This is a genomic window from Streptococcus sp. oral taxon 064, assembly GCF_001683375.1.
In the GTDB taxonomy this organism is placed as follows: Bacteria; Bacillota; Bacilli; order Lactobacillales; family Streptococcaceae; genus Streptococcus; species Streptococcus oralis_S.
The window spans coordinates 877,367-893,561 of sequence record NZ_CP016207.1; the positions used below are offsets into that span (position 1 = coordinate 877,367).

A 16,195-nucleotide genomic window follows, 5' to 3' on the forward strand; every position below is an offset into this window, starting at 1 on the left:
GAAAGGGGATAAAATGGCTCAAATTAAAATTACTTTGACTAAGTCTCCAATCGGACGCATTCCATCACAACGTAAAACTGTTGTAGCACTTGGACTTGGCAAATTGAACAGCTCTGTTATCAAAGAAGACAACGCTGCTATCCGTGGTATGATCACTGCAGTATCTCACTTGGTAACAGTTGAAGAAGTAAACTAATGAATTTTTAGGGGATGTGGCAATACTCATCCCCTAAAACTAGGTATAGTCATCTTAGATGACCATGTATAGGCGAGTTGATAAGGGAGACAACCTTTTCTCTCTTATCGGCGCTAGCATTTTACAAAAGAGGAGAAAATAATAATGAAACTTCATGAATTGAAACCTGCAGAAGGTTCTCGTAAAGTACGTAACCGTGTTGGTCGTGGTACTTCATCAGGTAACGGTAAAACATCTGGTCGCGGTCAAAAAGGTCAAAAAGCTCGTAGCGGTGGCGGAGTTCGCCTTGGTTTTGAAGGTGGACAAACTCCATTGTTCCGTCGTCTTCCAAAACGTGGATTCACTAACATCAACGCTAAAGAATACGCAATTGTAAACCTTGACCAATTGAACGTCTTTGAAGACGGTGCAGAAGTAACTCCAGTTGTACTTATCGAAGCAGGAATTGTGAAAGCTGAAAAATCAGGAGTTAAAATTCTTGGTAACGGTGAGTTGACTAAGAAATTGACTGTGAAAGCAGCTAAATTCTCTAAATCAGCTGAGGAAGCTATCACTGCTAAAGGTGGTTCTGTAGAAGTCATCTAAGAGAGGTGACCCATGTTTTTTAAATTACTAAAAGAAGCGCTCAAGGTTAAACAAGTTCGATCAAAAATTCTCTTTACAATTTTTATCATTCTTGTTTTCCGTATTGGGACAAGTATTACAGTTCCAGGTGTGAATGCGAAAAGTTTAGAAGCTCTCAGTGGTTTATCTTTCTTGAACATGCTTAGTCTTGTTTCAGGGAATGCCATGAAGAACTTCTCCGTTTTTGCACTCGGAGTAAGTCCGTATATCACTGCTTCAATCGTTGTTCAATTGCTACAAATGGATATTTTACCGAAGTTTGTAGAATGGGGCAAACAAGGGGAAGTAGGACGGAGAAAACTAAACCAAGCTACTCGTTATATTGCACTTGTGCTTGCATTTGTTCAATCTATCGGGATTACAGCAGGATTTAACACTCTTTCTGGAGCAAAATTATTAACGACAGCTTTAACACCACAAGTCTTTGTTACTATCGGTATTATCCTCACAGCAGGTAGTATGATTGTAACTTGGCTCGGGGAACAAATTACAGATAAGGGATACGGAAACGGTGTTTCTATGATCATCTTTGCAGGTATTGTCGCTTCAATCCCTGAGATGATTAAAGGAATCTATGTTGACTACTTCGTCAATATTCCAAGTAGCCGTTTGACTTCATCTATTATCTTTGTCGTTATTTTGATTATCGCTGTCTTGTTGATTGTATACTTTACAACCTTTGTTCAACAGGCAGAATATAAAATTCCAATCCAATATACAAAAGTTGCCCAAGGAGCCCCATCAAGCTCATACCTTCCTTTGAAGGTAAACCCAGCGGGGGTTATCCCAGTTATCTTTGCAAGTTCCATCACAGCAGCACCTGCAGCCATTCTTCAATTTTTGAGTGCTACAGGTCATGATTGGGCTTGGGTACGTACAGCACAGGAAATGTTATCTACAACATCTCCAACAGGTGTTGCCATGTATGCCTTGTTGATCATTCTCTTTACATTCTTCTATACATTTGTACAGATCAATCCAGAGAAAGCAGCAGAAAACTTGCAAAAGAGTGGAGCCTACATTCATGGTGTCCGTCCTGGTAAGGGTACTGAAGAATTCATGTCGAAACTTCTTCGTCGCCTTGCGACTGTCGGATCAATCTTCCTTGGTGTGATTTCAATCTTGCCGATTGTGGCAAAAGATGTCTTTGGTCTTTCAGAAGCTGTTGCTTTTGGGGGAACTAGTCTTTTGATCATTATCTCAACTGGTATCGAAGGAATCAAACAGCTAGAAGGTTACCTATTGAAACGTAAGTATGTTGGTTTCATGGACAAAACAGAATAAAAGTAAGATTACTTTTGCTTAGAGAGTGGAGTATGAAGGTCTATCTATCAGAGAGATTTTCGTCTCCCCTCTTCTATTTTGTTCTTAAATAGGGGTTGAAACGAATTTCTGCTTCTATTTAAATACAAAATAAGGAGATCCTATCATGAATCTTTTGATTATGGGCTTACCTGGAGCAGGTAAGGGAACGCAAGCAGCTAAAATTGTGGAGCAATTCCACGTGGCACACATTTCAACTGGAGATATGTTCCGTGCTGCTATGGCTAATCAAACTGAAATGGGTGTACTTGCCAAGTCATATATTGACAAAGGTGAGTTGGTTCCGGATGAAGTTACAAATGGAATTGTTAAAGAACGCCTTTCTCAGGACGACATCAAAGAAACAGGTTTCTTGTTGGATGGTTACCCACGTACGATTGAACAAGCTCATGCCTTGGACAAAACATTGGCGGAACTTGGTATCGAACTAGAAGGCGTGATCAATATCGAAGTGAATCCAGATTGTCTCTTGGAACGTTTGAGTGGTCGTATCATCCACCGCGAAACAGGTGAAACCTTCCACAAAGTTTTCAACCCACCAGTTGACTATAAAGAGGAAGATTATTACCAACGTGAAGATGATAAACCTGAGACAGTGAAGCGTCGTTTGGATGTGAATATCGCCCAAGGTGAACCAATCATTGCTCACTACCGTGCCAAAGGATTGGTCCACGATATCGAAGGAAATCAAGATATCAATGATGTGTTCAAAGACATCGAAAAAGTATTGACAAATTTGAAATAAAGCGTTTTTCACACTTGCAAAAAATCGCTACAAATGTTATACTGAGATAGTCTGACTTATAATTGTTGTCTCTGTTTTCAGAGGCATCGAATCGAAATTTATGGAGGTGCTTTTGCGTGGCAAAAGACGATGTGATTGAAGTTGAAGGCAAAGTAGTCGATACAATGCCTAACGCAATGTTTACGGTTGAACTTGAAAATGGACATCAGATTTTAGCAACAGTTTCTGGTAAAATTCGTAAAAACTATATTCGTATTTTAGCGGGAGATCGTGTTACTGTCGAGATGAGTCCATATGACTTGACACGTGGACGTATCACTTACCGCTTTAAATAATCGAAAAACTTGGAGGGATAAGAAATGAAAGTAAGACCATCGGTCAAACCAATTTGCGAATACTGTAAAGTAATTCGTCGTAATGGTCGTGTTATGGTAATTTGCCCAGCAAATCCAAAACACAAACAACGTCAAGGATAAGATAGAAAGGAGAAAAAATGGCTCGTATTGCTGGAGTTGACATTCCAAATGACAAACGCGTAGTAATCTCATTGACTTACGTTTATGGTATCGGACTTGCAACATCTAAGAAAATTTTGGCTGCTGCTGGAATCTCAGAAGATGTTCGTGTACGTGACCTTACATCAGATCAAGAGGATGCTATCCGTCGTGAAGTGGATGCAATCAAAGTTGAAGGTGACCTTCGTCGTGAAGTAAACTTGAACATCAAACGTTTGATGGAAATCGGTTCTTACCGTGGTATTCGTCACCGTCGTGGACTTCCTGTCCGTGGACAAAACACTAAAAACAACGCTCGCACTCGTAAAGGTAAAGCTGTTGCGATTGCTGGTAAGAAAAAATAATATAGGAGGTAAAAGTCTTGGCTAAACCAACACGTAAACGTCGTGTGAAAAAGAATATCGAATCTGGTATTGCTCATATTCACGCTACATTTAATAACACTATTGTTATGATTACTGATGTGCATGGTAATGCAATTGCTTGGTCATCAGCTGGTGCTCTTGGTTTCAAAGGTTCTCGTAAATCTACACCATTCGCTGCTCAAATGGCTTCTGAAGCTGCTGCTAAATCTGCACAAGAACACGGTCTTAAATCAGTTGAAGTTACTGTAAAAGGTCCAGGTTCTGGTCGTGAGTCAGCTATTCGTGCGCTTGCTGCCGCTGGTCTTGAAGTAACAGCAATTCGTGATGTGACTCCAGTGCCACACAATGGTGCTCGTCCTCCAAAACGTCGCCGTGTATAATCATCGCATTACACTGCTTTTCGTTTAAGAGGGAGTAACTAAATGATTGAGTTTGAAAAACCAAATATAACAAAAATTGATGAAAATAAAGATTATGGCAAGTTTGTAATCGAACCACTTGAACGTGGCTACGGTACAACTCTTGGTAACTCTCTTCGTCGTGTACTACTAGCTTCTCTACCAGGAGCAGCAGTGACATCTATCAACATTGAAGGTGTCTTGCATGAGTTCGACACAGTTCCAGGTGTTCGTGAAGACGTGATGCAAATCATTCTGAACATTAAAGGGATTGCAGTGAAATCATACGTTGAAGACGAAAAAATCATTGAACTGGATGTTGAAGGTCCCGCTGAAATTACAGCTGGAGACATTTTGACTGATAGTGATATTGAAATTGTAAATCCAGATCATTATCTCTTTACAATCGGTGAAGGTTCTTCTCTAAAAGCGACAATGACTGTTAACAGTGGTCGTGGATATGTACCTGCTGATGAAAACAAAAAAGATAATGCGCCAGTTGGAACACTTGCTGTAGATTCTATTTATACACCAGTTACAAAAGTCAACTATCAAGTAGAGCCTGCTCGTGTAGGTAGCAATGATGGATTTGACAAATTAACCCTTGAAATCTTGACTAATGGAACAATTATTCCAGAAGATGCTTTAGGGCTTTCAGCGCGTATCTTGACAGAACATCTTGATTTGTTTACAAATCTTACTGAGATTGCTAAGTCAACTGAAGTGATGAAAGAAGCTGATACTGAATCTGACGATCGTATTTTGGATCGTACGATTGAGGAACTGGACTTGTCTGTGCGTTCATACAACTGTTTGAAACGTGCCGGTATCAACACTGTGCATGATTTGACAGAAAAATCTGAAGCAGAGATGATGAAAGTACGAAATCTTGGACGCAAGAGTTTGGAAGAAGTGAAACTCAAACTCATTGATTTGGGTCTTGGATTAAAAGATAAATAAAGGAGGAATACATGGCTTACCGTAAACTAGGACGCACTAGCTCACAACGTAAAGCAATGCTTCGCGATTTGACAACTGACCTTTTGATCAACGAATCAATCGTGACAACTGAAGCTCGTGCTAAAGAAATCCGTAAAACTGTTGAAAAAATGATTACTCTAGGTAAACGTGGTGATTTGCATGCACGTCGTCAAGCAGCTGCTTTCGTACGTAATGAAATCGCATCTGAAAACTATGATGAAGCAACTGAAAAGTACACTTCTACTACAGCACTTCAAAAATTGTTCTCAGAAATCGCACCTCGTTATGCTGAACGTAACGGTGGATACACTCGTATCCTTAAAACTGAACCACGTCGTGGTGATGCTGCGCCAATGGCGATTATCGAATTAGTATAAAATCATCAATTTTGTTGAGTGTTATGATGATGGAGTCTTGTGCTCTTAGTCTAGCTCTGGTCTACCGCTGGGACTTCGGTCCTAGCGGGAACACTCATCATCATTTGATAGGGTAGACGCTTGTTTACGAAATTGTTTTTTTCTTAAGAACAACTTCGTAAGCAGGCGTTTTTTAGTATTTTCTATGGAAATATGCTATACTAGGAAAAAAGAAAATCAAAAACGTTCAGGTTTTCTAAAAATCGTCGAAATGGGGTATAAGGATGAAGGCTATTATTACAGTGGTTGGTAAGGACAAGGCTGGGATCGTTGCAGGCGTGTCTACTAAGATTGCAGACTTGGGTTTGAATATTGACGATATTTCTCAGACGGTGTTGGATGAATACTTTACTATGATGGCGGTCGTTTCTAGTGACGAAAAACAGGATTTCACTTATCTACGAAATGAGTTTGAAACTTTCGGTCAGACCTTGAATGTCAAAATCAATATTCAAAGTGCGGCGATTTTTGACGCTATGTATAATATCTAGGAGGTTATCATGGATATTAGACAAGTTACAGAAACCATTGCCATGATCGAGGAGCAGAACTTCGATATAAGAACCATCACCATGGGGATTTCCCTTTTGGACTGTATTGATCCAGATATCAATCGTGCTGCTGAAAAGATTTACCAAAAAATCACCACTAAAGCTGCAAATTTAGTGGCTGTAGGAGATGAAATTGCTGCAGAACTTGGGATTCCTATTGTTAATAAACGGGTATCGGTGACTCCGATTTCATTGATTGGTGCTGCGACTGATGCGACAGACTATCTTGTTTTGGCAAAGGCACTTGACAAGGCTGCCAAGGAGATTGGTGTTGACTTTATCGGTGGATTCTCTGCCTTGGTACAAAAAGGCTACCAAAAAGGAGATGAAATTCTCATCAATTCTATCCCACGCGCTCTAGCTGAGACAGACAAGGTTTGTTCGTCTGTTAACATTGGCTCAACTAAGTCAGGTATCAACATGACTGCGGTCGCTGATATGGGACGTATCATCAAGGAAACAGCGAACTTATCAGATATGGGTGCGGCCAAATTGGTCGTATTTGCTAACGCTGTTGAGGACAATCCTTTTATGGCAGGGGCCTTTCATGGTGTTGGCGAAGCAGATGTTATCATCAATGTCGGGGTTTCGGGTCCTGGTGTGGTCAAGCGTGCCTTGGAAAAGGTTCGTGGAGAGAGCTTTGATGTAGTAGCGGAAACAGTCAAGAAAACAGCCTTTAAGATTACTCGTATCGGTCAGCTGGTTGGACAAATGGCGAGTGAACGCCTTGGTGTTGACTTTGGAATTGTCGACCTAAGCTTGGCACCTACTCCTGCAGTTGGTGATTCTGTGGCTCGTGTCCTTGAGGAAATGGGCCTAGAAACAGTTGGTACGCATGGGACAACGGCTGCCCTCGCTCTTTTGAATGACCAAGTTAAGAAGGGCGGAGTGATGGCTTGTAACCAAGTCGGTGGCTTGTCAGGTGCTTTTATCCCCGTTTCTGAAGATGAGGGGATGATTGCTGCGGTGCAAGATGGCTCTCTGAATTTAGAGAAACTAGAAGCCATGACGGCTATCTGTTCAGTTGGACTGGATATGATTGCCATTCCGGAAGATACGCCTGCTGAAACCATTGCAGCTATGATTGCAGATGAGGCGGCAATCGGTGTTATTAACATGAAAACGACAGCTGTTCGTATTATTCCAAAGGGCAAAGAAGGCGATATGATTGAGTTTGGTGGCTTGCTAGGGACAGCTCCAGTGATGAAAGTCAACGGGGCTTCGTCTGTTGATTTCATCTCTCGCGGTGGGCAAATCCCAGCTCCAATCCATAGTTTTAAAAATTGAGAAAAAGTGAGATGATTTAAGTTGTTTTTAAGGATGGATGTGTATACTATAATCATTAAATGAAGACCTCCTAACTTTGTTTAATAGAAATCCTAAACTTTTTCATAATAATCTCCTAGGGAAGCTACCATGAGGGTAGCTTTTCTTTTGGATAATTTACAAATGTTGGCTTTGCTTTTGAAAGCCGAATATTTCTTTGATCCATGATATAATAGAAGAAAATGGAGGATAGAAAATGTCTAAAGTAAGATTGTATTTGGTCCGTCATGGGAAAACGATGTTTAACACCATTGGACGTGCTCAAGGATGGAGTGATACACCTCTGACTGCAGAAGGTGAGTTGGGAATCCATGAACTGGGAATTGGCTTGAGAGAGTCTGGCTTGCAGTTTGACCGCGCTTATTCCAGTGATTCAGGTCGCACTATTCAAACCATGGGAATTATCCTAGAAGAACTTGGACTACAGGGGAAAATCCCTTACCGCATGGACAAGCGCATCAGAGAGTGGTGCTTTGGTAGTTTTGATGGGGCCTATGATGGGGACCTCTTTATGGGATTGATTCCGAGAATTTTCAATGTAGACCATGTTCATCAGTTGTCCTATGCAGAACTAGCAGAAGGTTTGGTAGAGGTTGATACTGCAGGCTGGGCTGAAGGTTGGGAAAAACTCAGTGGTCGAATCAAGGAAGGCTTTGAAGCGATTGCTAAAGAAATGGAAGAACAAGGTGGGGGTAATGCCCTCGTTGTGAGCCATGGAATGACGATTGGTACCATTGTTTATCTGATCAATGGCATGCATCCGCATGGTCTCGATAATGGTAGCGTGACGATTCTTGAATATGAGGACGGTCAGTTTAGCGTAGAAGTTGTTGGTGACCGTAGTTATCGAGAGCTCGGACGTGAGAAGATGTTAGAGACAAATAGTTAATAGAAGTTAGCTCCGATTAGGAGCTAATTTTGAGTTAAAGGATATGATTTAAATCAATAGTTCCGAAAAAGTAAAAATTTTTGGGAGATGTTATGAAAGGAAAGCTAGAATTATTTTAGAGAAATAATACCCTAAAGTCCAACATAGTGGTATCCGATATAAACAGAGTGAAATCAAACTAAAAAGATTGAATCTTGCATAACGCAAAACTCAATCCTTCATTAAAAAAATATTTATCATGTTTAGTAATCATTCAAATCTAGTTGAAAGGTATGTTATATTTGAATGAAATTACCAAATATAAGGGAAAATTCGATAGCGAACCTTTTGACAGTATGTTTCATATGCTTCTCCAAAATGATTGTATAAGGCTTTTTCTTCTACTTTTAATCGAATACTGTAACCAACTACCAATAGAATGAGACAAATAATAATTATGAGAGGATTTAATGAAACAATTGACAAGCCAAGTATGGATACGATGCTACCAGTATAGGCAGGATTTCTTACTATAGAGTAGGGACCTGCTTCTACCAACTGCTGACTATCTGTTGTTTGAACCGCAAGTGTAAAATTCTTCCCAAGATAATTAACTGCATAGATACGTAATACAAAGCCGGCTAGAGAAAGGAGAATTCCAATATAGATCAAAAAATGTGGCAATTGAGCTATAGAAGGTAGAAGTTGTTCATTCATTAATAGAAGACAACAAACAACACTACCAATAATGATGTAACGACTTCCTTTGTCTTCAGAGTTATTTTCATTGTTTGATTTTGTTTTCCTTTTAATCCACGTTTCTGTGATGATGAAAATGAGAATGAACCCATATGCAAAAATAGTTTGTAAATCCATGATTATTTCCTCCAGTTAGCATTATACAACTTTCAATTTTAGTGGTCAATTAAAAGGAAATAGTTAGAGTATGTTTTGTAATAGGTATCAATGGAAACTTCATGATTTCATCTGTAAAAATCTCTTGAAAATGGTATAATAGTAACATCATAAAATTGGAGAGAGACCATGAGTTTTTACAATCATAAAGAAATTGAGCCTAAGTGGCAGGGCTACTGGGCAGAACATCATACATTTAAGACAGGAACAGATGCATCAAAACCGAAGTTTTATGCTCTCGATATGTTCCCATATCCTTCAGGAGCTGGATTGCACGTAGGACACCCAGAAGGTTATACAGCGACTGATATCCTTAGCCGTTACAAACGTGCCCAAGGTTACAATGTCCTTCACCCAATGGGTTGGGATGCCTTTGGTTTGCCAGCTGAGCAATACGCTATGGATACGGGGAATGACCCGGCAGAATTTACAGCAGAAAACATTGCCAACTTCAAACGTCAAATCAATGCGCTTGGATTCTCTTACGACTGGGACCGTGAAGTCAACACAACAGATCCAAACTACTACAAATGGACGCAGTGGATTTTCACCAAGCTTTACGAAAAAGGCTTGGCCTATGAAGCGGAAGTGCCAGTAAACTGGGTTGAGGAACTAGGAACAGCCATTGCCAACGAAGAAGTGCTTCCTGATGGAACTTCTGAGCGTGGTGGCTATCCCGTTGTCCGCAAACCAATGCGCCAATGGATGCTCAAAATTACGGCCTATGCAGAGCGCTTGCTTAACGACTTGGATGAGTTGGATTGGCCAGAGTCTATCAAGGATATGCAACGTAACTGGATTGGGAAATCAACTGGTGCCAATGTAACCTTCAAAGTAAAAGGAACAGACAAGGAATTCACCGTCTTTACAACTCGTCCTGATACTCTTTTCGGTGCGACCTTCACAGTCTTGGCTCCTGAGCATGAACTAGTAGATGCCATCACAAGTCCAGAGCAAGCTGATGCAGTTGCAGACTACAAACACCAAGCTAGTCTCAAGTCTGACTTGGCTCGTACCGACCTTGCCAAGGAAAAAACTGGTGTTTGGACGGGTGCTTTTGCCATCAATCCTGTCAATGGCAAGGAAATCCCAATCTGGATTGCAGACTATGTTCTTGCTAGTTATGGAACAGGTGCTGTCATGGCCGTGCCTGCCCATGACCAACGTGACTGGGAATTTGCCAAACAATTTGACCTTCCAATCGTAGAAGTCCTAGAAGGTGGAAATGTAGCAGAAGCTGCCTATACTGAAGATGGTCTTCATGTCAATTCAGACTTCCTAGATGGCCTTAACGAAGAAGACGCTATTGCTAAAATTGTGGCTTGGTTGGAAGAGAAAGGTTGTGGACAAGAGAAGGTTACCTACCGTCTCCGCGACTGGCTCTTTAGCCGTCAACGTTACTGGGGTGAGCCAATCCCAATCATTCATTGGGAAGATGGGACTTCAACAGCTGTTCCTGAAAATGAATTGCCACTTGTCTTGCCAGTAACCAAGGACATCCGTCCTTCAGGTACTGGTGAAAGCCCGTTGGCTAACTTGACAGATTGGCTGGAAGTGACTCGTGAAGATGGCGTCAAAGGTCGTCGTGAAACCAACACCATGCCACAATGGGCTGGTTCAAGCTGGTACTACCTCCGCTATATTGACCCGCACAATACTGAGAAATTGGCTGATGAGGACCTCCTCAAACAATGGTTGCCAGTAGATATCTACGTGGGTGGTGCAGAGCATGCTGTACTTCACTTGCTCTATGCTCGTTTCTGGCACAAATTCCTCTATGACCTCGGTGTTGTTCCGACTAAGGAACCATTCCAAAAACTCTTTAACCAAGGGATGATTTTGGGAACAAGCTACCGTGACCACCGTGGAGCTCTTGTAGCGACTGATAAGGTTGAAAAACGTGACGGTTCTTTCTTCCATCTGGAAACAGGAGAAGAGTTGGAGCAAGCACCAGCCAAGATGTCTAAATCGCTCAAGAACGTTGTTAACCCAGACGATGTGGTGGAACAATATGGTGCCGATACCCTTCGTGTTTATGAAATGTTCATGGGGCCACTTGATGCTTCAATTGCTTGGTCAGAAGAAGGTCTGGAAGGAAGCCGTAAGTTCCTTGACCGTGTTTACCGTTTGATTACAAGTAAAGAAATTGTTGCGGAAAATAATGGTGCTCTTGACAAGGTTTACAATGAAACCGTTAAATCTGTTACTGAGCAAATCGAATCCATGAAATTCAACACAGCCATTGCCCAACTTATGGTCTTTGTCAACGCTGCTAATAAGGAAGACAAACTCTATGTGGACTACGCCAAAGGCTTTATCCAATTGATTGCCCCATTTGCACCTCACTTGGCAGAAGAACTCTGGCAAACTGTTGCTGCAACAGGTGAGTCCATCTCTTATGTAGCTTGGCCAACTTGGGACGAAAGCAAATTGGTTGAAGACGAAATCGAAATCGTCATCCAAATCAAAGGAAAAGTCCGTGCCAAACTCATGGTCGCTAAAGACCTATCACGTGAAGAATTGCAAGAAATTGCTCTAGCGGATGAAAAAGTCAAAGCAGAGATTGACGGTAAGGAAATCGTGAAAGTGATTGCGGTACCTAACAAACTCGTTAATATCGTCGTTAAATAACGAGTTTATTATCTCTATCTGCCACCTTCAATAGTCCACTGGACTATTGAAGCCAACTAAATTGGTTAATATTGTTGTGAAATAAGATAGGAATCCTCCAGAGCTGAACTCTGGAGGATTTTTTGAATTTTTTCATGAAAGTATGATATACTATGTGCAATTATAAAGTTTGAAAAGTAAAACAAGGAGAAAACAATGCCAGTAAATGAATATGGTCAGATAATTGGTGAGTCAATGGAAGGTTATACTCCAGGAGAATTGCCTTCCATTGATTTCTTAGAAGGGCGCTACGCTCGGATAGAGGCTCTTTCGGTGGAAAAGCATGCGGAGGATTTATTAGCTGTTTATGGTCCAGATACTCCTCGGGAGATGTGGACCTACCTCTTTCAGGAGCCGGTGGCAGATATGGAGGAACTGGTTACCGTCTTAAATCAGATGTTGGCTCGTAAGGACCGTTTTTACTATGCGATTATAGACAAGGCAACTGGTAAGGCTTTGGGGACTTTTTCTCTCATGCGTATTGACCAGAATAACCGAGTAATAGAAGTGGGTGCCGTCACTTTTTCTCCAGAATTAAGGGGAACACGTATAGGGACAGAGGCTCAATATCTCCTAGCTCGCTATGTTTTTGAGGAGCTTAACTATCGTCGCTATGAGTGGAAATGCGATGCTCTAAATCTGCCATCCAGACGAGCTGCGGAGCGTTTGGGCTTTGTTTATGAAGGAACCTTCCGCCAGGCAGTTGTTTATAAGGGACGTACACGTGATACGGATTGGCTGTCTATGATTGATAAGGACTGGCCTCAAGTCAAAGATCGTTTAGAAACATGGTTGGCTCCTGAAAATTTTGATAAAAATGGACGACAGTACAAGAGCTTGAGAGAACTTTAAGAGGTGTTGACATGATCACTATTAAAAAGCAAGAAATTGTCAAGTTAGAGGATGTTTTGCATCTCTATCAGGCTGTCGGTTGGACAAATTATACCCATCAACCTCAGATGCTGGAGAAGGCCTTGTCTCACTCATTAGCGATTTATCTGGCACTTGATGGAGATGCTGTGGTGGGTTTGGTCCGTTTGGTCGGAGATGGTTTTTCATCGATTTTTGTCCAGGATTTGATCGTTTTGCCTAGCTATCAGCGCCAAGGGATTGGTAGCGACTTGATGAAAGAGGCTTTAGGTGATTACAAAGATGCCTATCAAGTCCAACTAGTGACCGAACAGACAGAAAAAAACTTGGGATTCTATCGATCTCTGGGATTTGAAACCTTATCTACTTATGATTGTACAGGAATGATTTGGGTGGATCGAAAAAGATAAAAAAATTATTTTTTCTTAAGTAAAGTTTAAGTATCCTCTTGTATCATATAGTTATTAAATAAAGACCTCCTAATACTCTTCGAAAATCTCACCATACTTCGTTAGAGTCGACTTAGCTAACTATAGTTACGCTTGCGTCTATCTGCCTAGTCTGATTTCGATTTTCATTGAGTACCCTTTATTTAATGAAATCCCAAACTTTTCTTTTTCATCATAATCTCCTAAAGAAGTCACCCAATCAGGTGGCTTTTTATGACTTGGAGAGGAAAAATCCATTTGTAAAAAAATTTTTTAAAAAATGATAAATCAGAGAAAAAGTTAAGTTAGCTTTAAGATTCATCTTGTATCATATAACCATTAAATAAAGACCTCCTAACTTTATTTAATGAAATCCTAAACTTTTCTTTTTCATAATAATCTCCCTAAAGAGGCCACCCAATCAGGTGGCTTTTTTGTTTGTGGCTTGGATTTTTGATATAATAGAGCCATGAGTAGAATTTTAGATAATGAAATCATGGGGGATGAGGAGTTAGTCGAACGTACGCTCCGTCCTCAGTATTTACGTGAATATATCGGTCAGGATAAGGTCAAGGACCAGCTGCAAATCTTTATCGAGGCTGCCAAAATGCGGGATGAGGCACTGGACCATGTTCTTTTATTTGGTCCTCCAGGTCTCGGGAAAACAACCATGGCCTTTGTTATTGCCAATGAACTGGGAGTCAATCTCAAGCAAACATCTGGTCCTGTCATTGAAAAAGCGGGGGATCTGGTAGCGATTTTGAATGATTTGGAACCTGGAGACGTTCTCTTTATTGACGAGATTCATCGCTTGCCCATGTCGGTGGAAGAGGTGCTTTATAGTGCCATGGAAGACTTCTACATTGATATCATGATTGGTGCTGGTGAAGGCAGTCGCAGTGTTCATTTGGACTTGCCACCTTTTACCTTGATTGGTGCAACGACCCGTGCGGGTATGCTTTCTAATCCTTTGAGAGCACGTTTCGGGATTACAGGCCATATGGAATACTATGCCCATGCTGATTTGACGGAGATTGTTGAGCGGACGGCAGATATCTTTGAGATGGCAATCACCCACGAGGCAGCTGCTGAGCTGGCCTTGCGTAGTCGGGGAACTCCTCGTATCGCCAATCGCCTCCTTAAGCGCGTGCGCGATTTTGCCCAGATTATGGGAAATGGGGTTATCGATGATGTCATTACCGATAAGGCTTTGACCATGCTGGATGTTGACCGTGAAGGTCTAGACTATGTGGACCAAAAAATCCTCCGTACCATGATTGAGATGTACGGTGGTGGTCCTGTCGGGCTGGGAACCCTTTCGGTTAATATCGCCGAGGAGCGTGAGACGGTAGAAGATATGTACGAACCCTACCTCATCCAAAAAGGCTTTATCATGCGAACTCGTTCTGGACGGGTGGCGACAGCTAAGGCATATGAGCATTTAGGGTATGAATACAATGAAAAATAAGCAAGAAATTCTAGACGTTTTTAGAGAAAATCCAGATATAATGGCTATTTTGCCCATCATTCGTAACCTTGGTCTGAAAGACTCCTGGTTGGCGGCAGGTTCAGTCAGGAATTTCATCTGGAATCTCTTGTCAGATAAATCCCCTTTTGATCATGAAACGGATGTGGATGTGATTTTCTTTGATCCAGATATTTCTTATGAGGAAACAGTAACCCTGGAGAACAAGATGAGAGAAGATTTTCCTCAGTATCGGTGGGAGTTGAAAAATCAGGTCTATATGCACCAGCACAGTCCACACACTGCTCCCTATACCAGTTCTCGTGATGCTATGAGTAAATATCCTGAGCGCTGTACGGCGGTAGGTCTTCGTTTGCATGCTGACACAACTTTAGAGCTCTTTGCGCCTTATGGTTTAGAGGATATTTTTAACTTTCACGTATCCCCAACTCCTCATTTCCTAGATAATGAGGACCGAATGAAGCTCTATCAAGAACGATTGTCCAAGAAAAATTGGCAAGAAAAATGGAAAAATCTGACTTTCTCAAAAAACTTAAGAAAAATTTAAGTTAGGGACGGTATACTAGGTTCATAAGTTAAGAGGAACTTAACTTAAACTCCTAAAACTTTTTCATAATAATCTCCCTATAAAATTAAGTCGCCCAATCAGGCGGCTTATTTTTTGTCTGTAAGGAGAGCTAATAACTTAGCAATAGAAGAAAATAGGGAAATATGGTATAATGAAACGATAGATTTTTGAATAGGAATAAGAACATGTTTGGATTTTTTAAGAAAGATAAAGCTGTAGAAGTTGAGGTTCCAACACAGGTTCCTGCTCATATTGGCATCATCATGGATGGGAATGGTCGTTGGGCAAAAAAACGGATGCAACCACGGGTTTTTGGTCATAAGGCGGGGATGGAAGCCCTCCAAAAAGTGACCAAGGCAGCTAACAAGATGGGAGTTAAGGTCATCACGGTTTATGCCTTTTCAACAGAAAATTGGACACGCCCAGATCAAGAAGTCAAGTTTATCATGAACTTGCCCGTTGAGTTTTATGACAACTACGTTCCTGAATTGCATGCAAATAACGTTAAGATTCAGATGATTGGAGAGACGGACCGTTTGCCTAAGCCGACTTTTGAAGCTTTGAAAAAAGCAGAGGAGTTGACCAAGAACAATACGGGTTTGATTCTCAATTTTGCGCTTAACTATGGTGGTCGTGCTGAAATTACGCAGGCTCTTAAGGGCTTGGCTCAAGATGTTCTAGATGCTAAAATCAACCCTGGTGATATCACAGAAGATATGATTGGGGACTATCTTTTCACGCAACACCTGCCAAAGGATTTGCGGGATCCGGATTTGATTATCCGTACGAGTGGTGAGTTGCGTTTGAGTAATTTCTTGCCATGGCAAGCAGCCTATAGTGAGCTTTACTTTACGGATACCTTGTGGCCTGATTTTGATGAAGCCGCCTTGCAGGAAGCTATTGCTGCTTTTAACCATCGCAATCGCCGTTTTGGAGGAGTTTAGGAGAAG

Annotated in this window: 20 protein-coding genes; 19 read left to right on the plus strand and 1 reads right to left on the minus strand. The window is 41.3% G+C overall.

The window, feature by feature from the left end:
- The first annotated feature begins 13 nt into the window (after nucleotides 1-13).
- From rpmD to AXF18_RS04475, 13 genes are all read left to right on the plus strand, one after another.
- The gene (gene rpmD, locus AXF18_RS04415; protein ID WP_000057241.1) at nucleotides 14-196 is read left to right on the plus strand and encodes a 50S ribosomal protein L30; all 183 of its coding nucleotides are present in this window, start codon (nucleotides 14-16) and stop codon (nucleotides 194-196) included.
- Nucleotides 197-340: 144 nt separating this feature from the next.
- Complete coding sequence (gene rplO, locus AXF18_RS04420) at nucleotides 341-781, plus strand: 50S ribosomal protein L15 (protein ID WP_000766089.1); 441 nt, start codon at nucleotides 341-343, stop codon at nucleotides 779-781.
- Nucleotides 782-793: 12 nt separating this feature from the next.
- On the plus strand, nucleotides 794-2,104 hold the full coding sequence (gene secY / locus AXF18_RS04425; protein WP_000465385.1) for a preprotein translocase subunit SecY: 1,311 nt from the start codon (nucleotides 794-796) through the stop codon (nucleotides 2,102-2,104).
- Nucleotides 2,105-2,249: 145 nt separating this feature from the next.
- Nucleotides 2,250-2,888, plus strand: coding sequence for an adenylate kinase (locus AXF18_RS04430; protein WP_001050433.1), 639 nt, complete (start codon nucleotides 2,250-2,252; stop codon nucleotides 2,886-2,888).
- 116 nt (nucleotides 2,889-3,004) lie between these two features.
- Nucleotides 3,005-3,223: a translation initiation factor IF-1 gene (gene infA / locus AXF18_RS04435; RefSeq protein ID WP_001029883.1), complete on the plus strand. Its 219-nt coding sequence runs from the start codon at nucleotides 3,005-3,007 to the stop codon at nucleotides 3,221-3,223.
- Between the two features lie 24 nt (nucleotides 3,224-3,247).
- Nucleotides 3,248-3,364, plus strand: coding sequence for a 50S ribosomal protein L36 (rpmJ, locus tag AXF18_RS04440; RefSeq protein WP_001808836.1), 117 nt, complete (start codon nucleotides 3,248-3,250; stop codon nucleotides 3,362-3,364).
- Between the two features lie 17 nt (nucleotides 3,365-3,381).
- On the plus strand, nucleotides 3,382-3,747 hold the full coding sequence (rpsM, locus tag AXF18_RS04445; protein WP_000090781.1) for a 30S ribosomal protein S13: 366 nt from the start codon (nucleotides 3,382-3,384) through the stop codon (nucleotides 3,745-3,747).
- A 17-nt stretch (nucleotides 3,748-3,764) separates the two neighbouring features.
- Complete coding sequence (gene rpsK / locus AXF18_RS04450) at nucleotides 3,765-4,148, plus strand: 30S ribosomal protein S11 (protein WP_001118385.1); 384 nt, start codon at nucleotides 3,765-3,767, stop codon at nucleotides 4,146-4,148.
- A gap of 42 nt (nucleotides 4,149-4,190) precedes the next feature.
- The gene (locus AXF18_RS04455; protein WP_000568993.1) at nucleotides 4,191-5,126 is read left to right on the plus strand and encodes a DNA-directed RNA polymerase subunit alpha; all 936 of its coding nucleotides are present in this window, start codon (nucleotides 4,191-4,193) and stop codon (nucleotides 5,124-5,126) included.
- An 11-nt stretch (nucleotides 5,127-5,137) separates the two neighbouring features.
- The gene (rplQ, locus tag AXF18_RS04460; RefSeq protein ID WP_065371529.1) at nucleotides 5,138-5,524 is read left to right on the plus strand and encodes a 50S ribosomal protein L17; all 387 of its coding nucleotides are present in this window, start codon (nucleotides 5,138-5,140) and stop codon (nucleotides 5,522-5,524) included.
- Nucleotides 5,525-5,787: 263 nt separating this feature from the next.
- On the plus strand, nucleotides 5,788-6,054 hold the full coding sequence (locus tag AXF18_RS04465; protein ID WP_065371530.1) for an ACT domain-containing protein: 267 nt from the start codon (nucleotides 5,788-5,790) through the stop codon (nucleotides 6,052-6,054).
- Nucleotides 6,055-6,063: 9 nt separating this feature from the next.
- The gene (locus AXF18_RS04470; RefSeq protein ID WP_065371531.1) at nucleotides 6,064-7,401 is read left to right on the plus strand and encodes a PFL family protein; all 1,338 of its coding nucleotides are present in this window, start codon (nucleotides 6,064-6,066) and stop codon (nucleotides 7,399-7,401) included.
- A 235-nt stretch (nucleotides 7,402-7,636) separates the two neighbouring features.
- Nucleotides 7,637-8,329 carry a histidine phosphatase family protein gene (locus AXF18_RS04475; protein ID WP_000049281.1) on the plus strand — a complete coding sequence of 231 codons (693 nt, stop codon included), beginning with the start codon at nucleotides 7,637-7,639 and terminating at the stop codon, nucleotides 8,327-8,329.
- Between the two features lie 291 nt (nucleotides 8,330-8,620).
- On the opposite strand, the gene AXF18_RS04480 is transcribed toward AXF18_RS04475, so the two are convergent.
- Complete coding sequence (locus tag AXF18_RS04480) at nucleotides 8,621-9,184, minus strand: isoprenylcysteine carboxylmethyltransferase family protein (protein WP_065371532.1); 564 nt, start codon at nucleotides 9,182-9,184, stop codon at nucleotides 8,621-8,623.
- Nucleotides 9,185-9,352: 168 nt separating this feature from the next.
- Here AXF18_RS04480 and leuS point away from each other — a divergent pair, with 168 nt between their 5' ends.
- The 6 genes from leuS to AXF18_RS04510 all read left to right on the plus strand — a co-directional run bounded on the left by leuS (nucleotide 9,353) and on the right by AXF18_RS04510 (nucleotide 16,189).
- The gene (leuS, locus tag AXF18_RS04485) at nucleotides 9,353-11,854 is read left to right on the plus strand and encodes a leucine--tRNA ligase (RefSeq protein WP_065371533.1); all 2,502 of its coding nucleotides are present in this window, start codon (nucleotides 9,353-9,355) and stop codon (nucleotides 11,852-11,854) included.
- Nucleotides 11,855-12,049: 195 nt separating this feature from the next.
- On the plus strand, nucleotides 12,050-12,745 hold the full coding sequence (locus AXF18_RS04490; RefSeq protein ID WP_001144889.1) for a GNAT family N-acetyltransferase: 696 nt from the start codon (nucleotides 12,050-12,052) through the stop codon (nucleotides 12,743-12,745).
- An 11-nt stretch (nucleotides 12,746-12,756) separates the two neighbouring features.
- Nucleotides 12,757-13,173 carry a GNAT family N-acetyltransferase gene (locus AXF18_RS04495; RefSeq protein WP_065371534.1) on the plus strand — a complete coding sequence of 139 codons (417 nt, stop codon included), beginning with the start codon at nucleotides 12,757-12,759 and terminating at the stop codon, nucleotides 13,171-13,173.
- Nucleotides 13,174-13,660: 487 nt separating this feature from the next.
- Complete coding sequence (ruvB, locus tag AXF18_RS04500; protein ID WP_080980700.1) at nucleotides 13,661-14,659, plus strand: Holliday junction branch migration DNA helicase RuvB; 999 nt, start codon at nucleotides 13,661-13,663, stop codon at nucleotides 14,657-14,659.
- The gene (locus tag AXF18_RS04505) at nucleotides 14,640-15,224 is read left to right on the plus strand and encodes a nucleotidyltransferase family protein (RefSeq protein WP_049520811.1); all 585 of its coding nucleotides are present in this window, start codon (nucleotides 14,640-14,642) and stop codon (nucleotides 15,222-15,224) included. The genes ruvB and AXF18_RS04505 overlap by 20 nt, the downstream gene beginning before the upstream one ends.
- Nucleotides 15,225-15,430: 206 nt before the next feature.
- Nucleotides 15,431-16,189: an isoprenyl transferase gene (locus AXF18_RS04510; RefSeq protein ID WP_000466705.1), complete on the plus strand. Its 759-nt coding sequence runs from the start codon at nucleotides 15,431-15,433 to the stop codon at nucleotides 16,187-16,189.
- The last annotated feature ends 6 nt before the right edge of the window (nucleotides 16,190-16,195 follow it).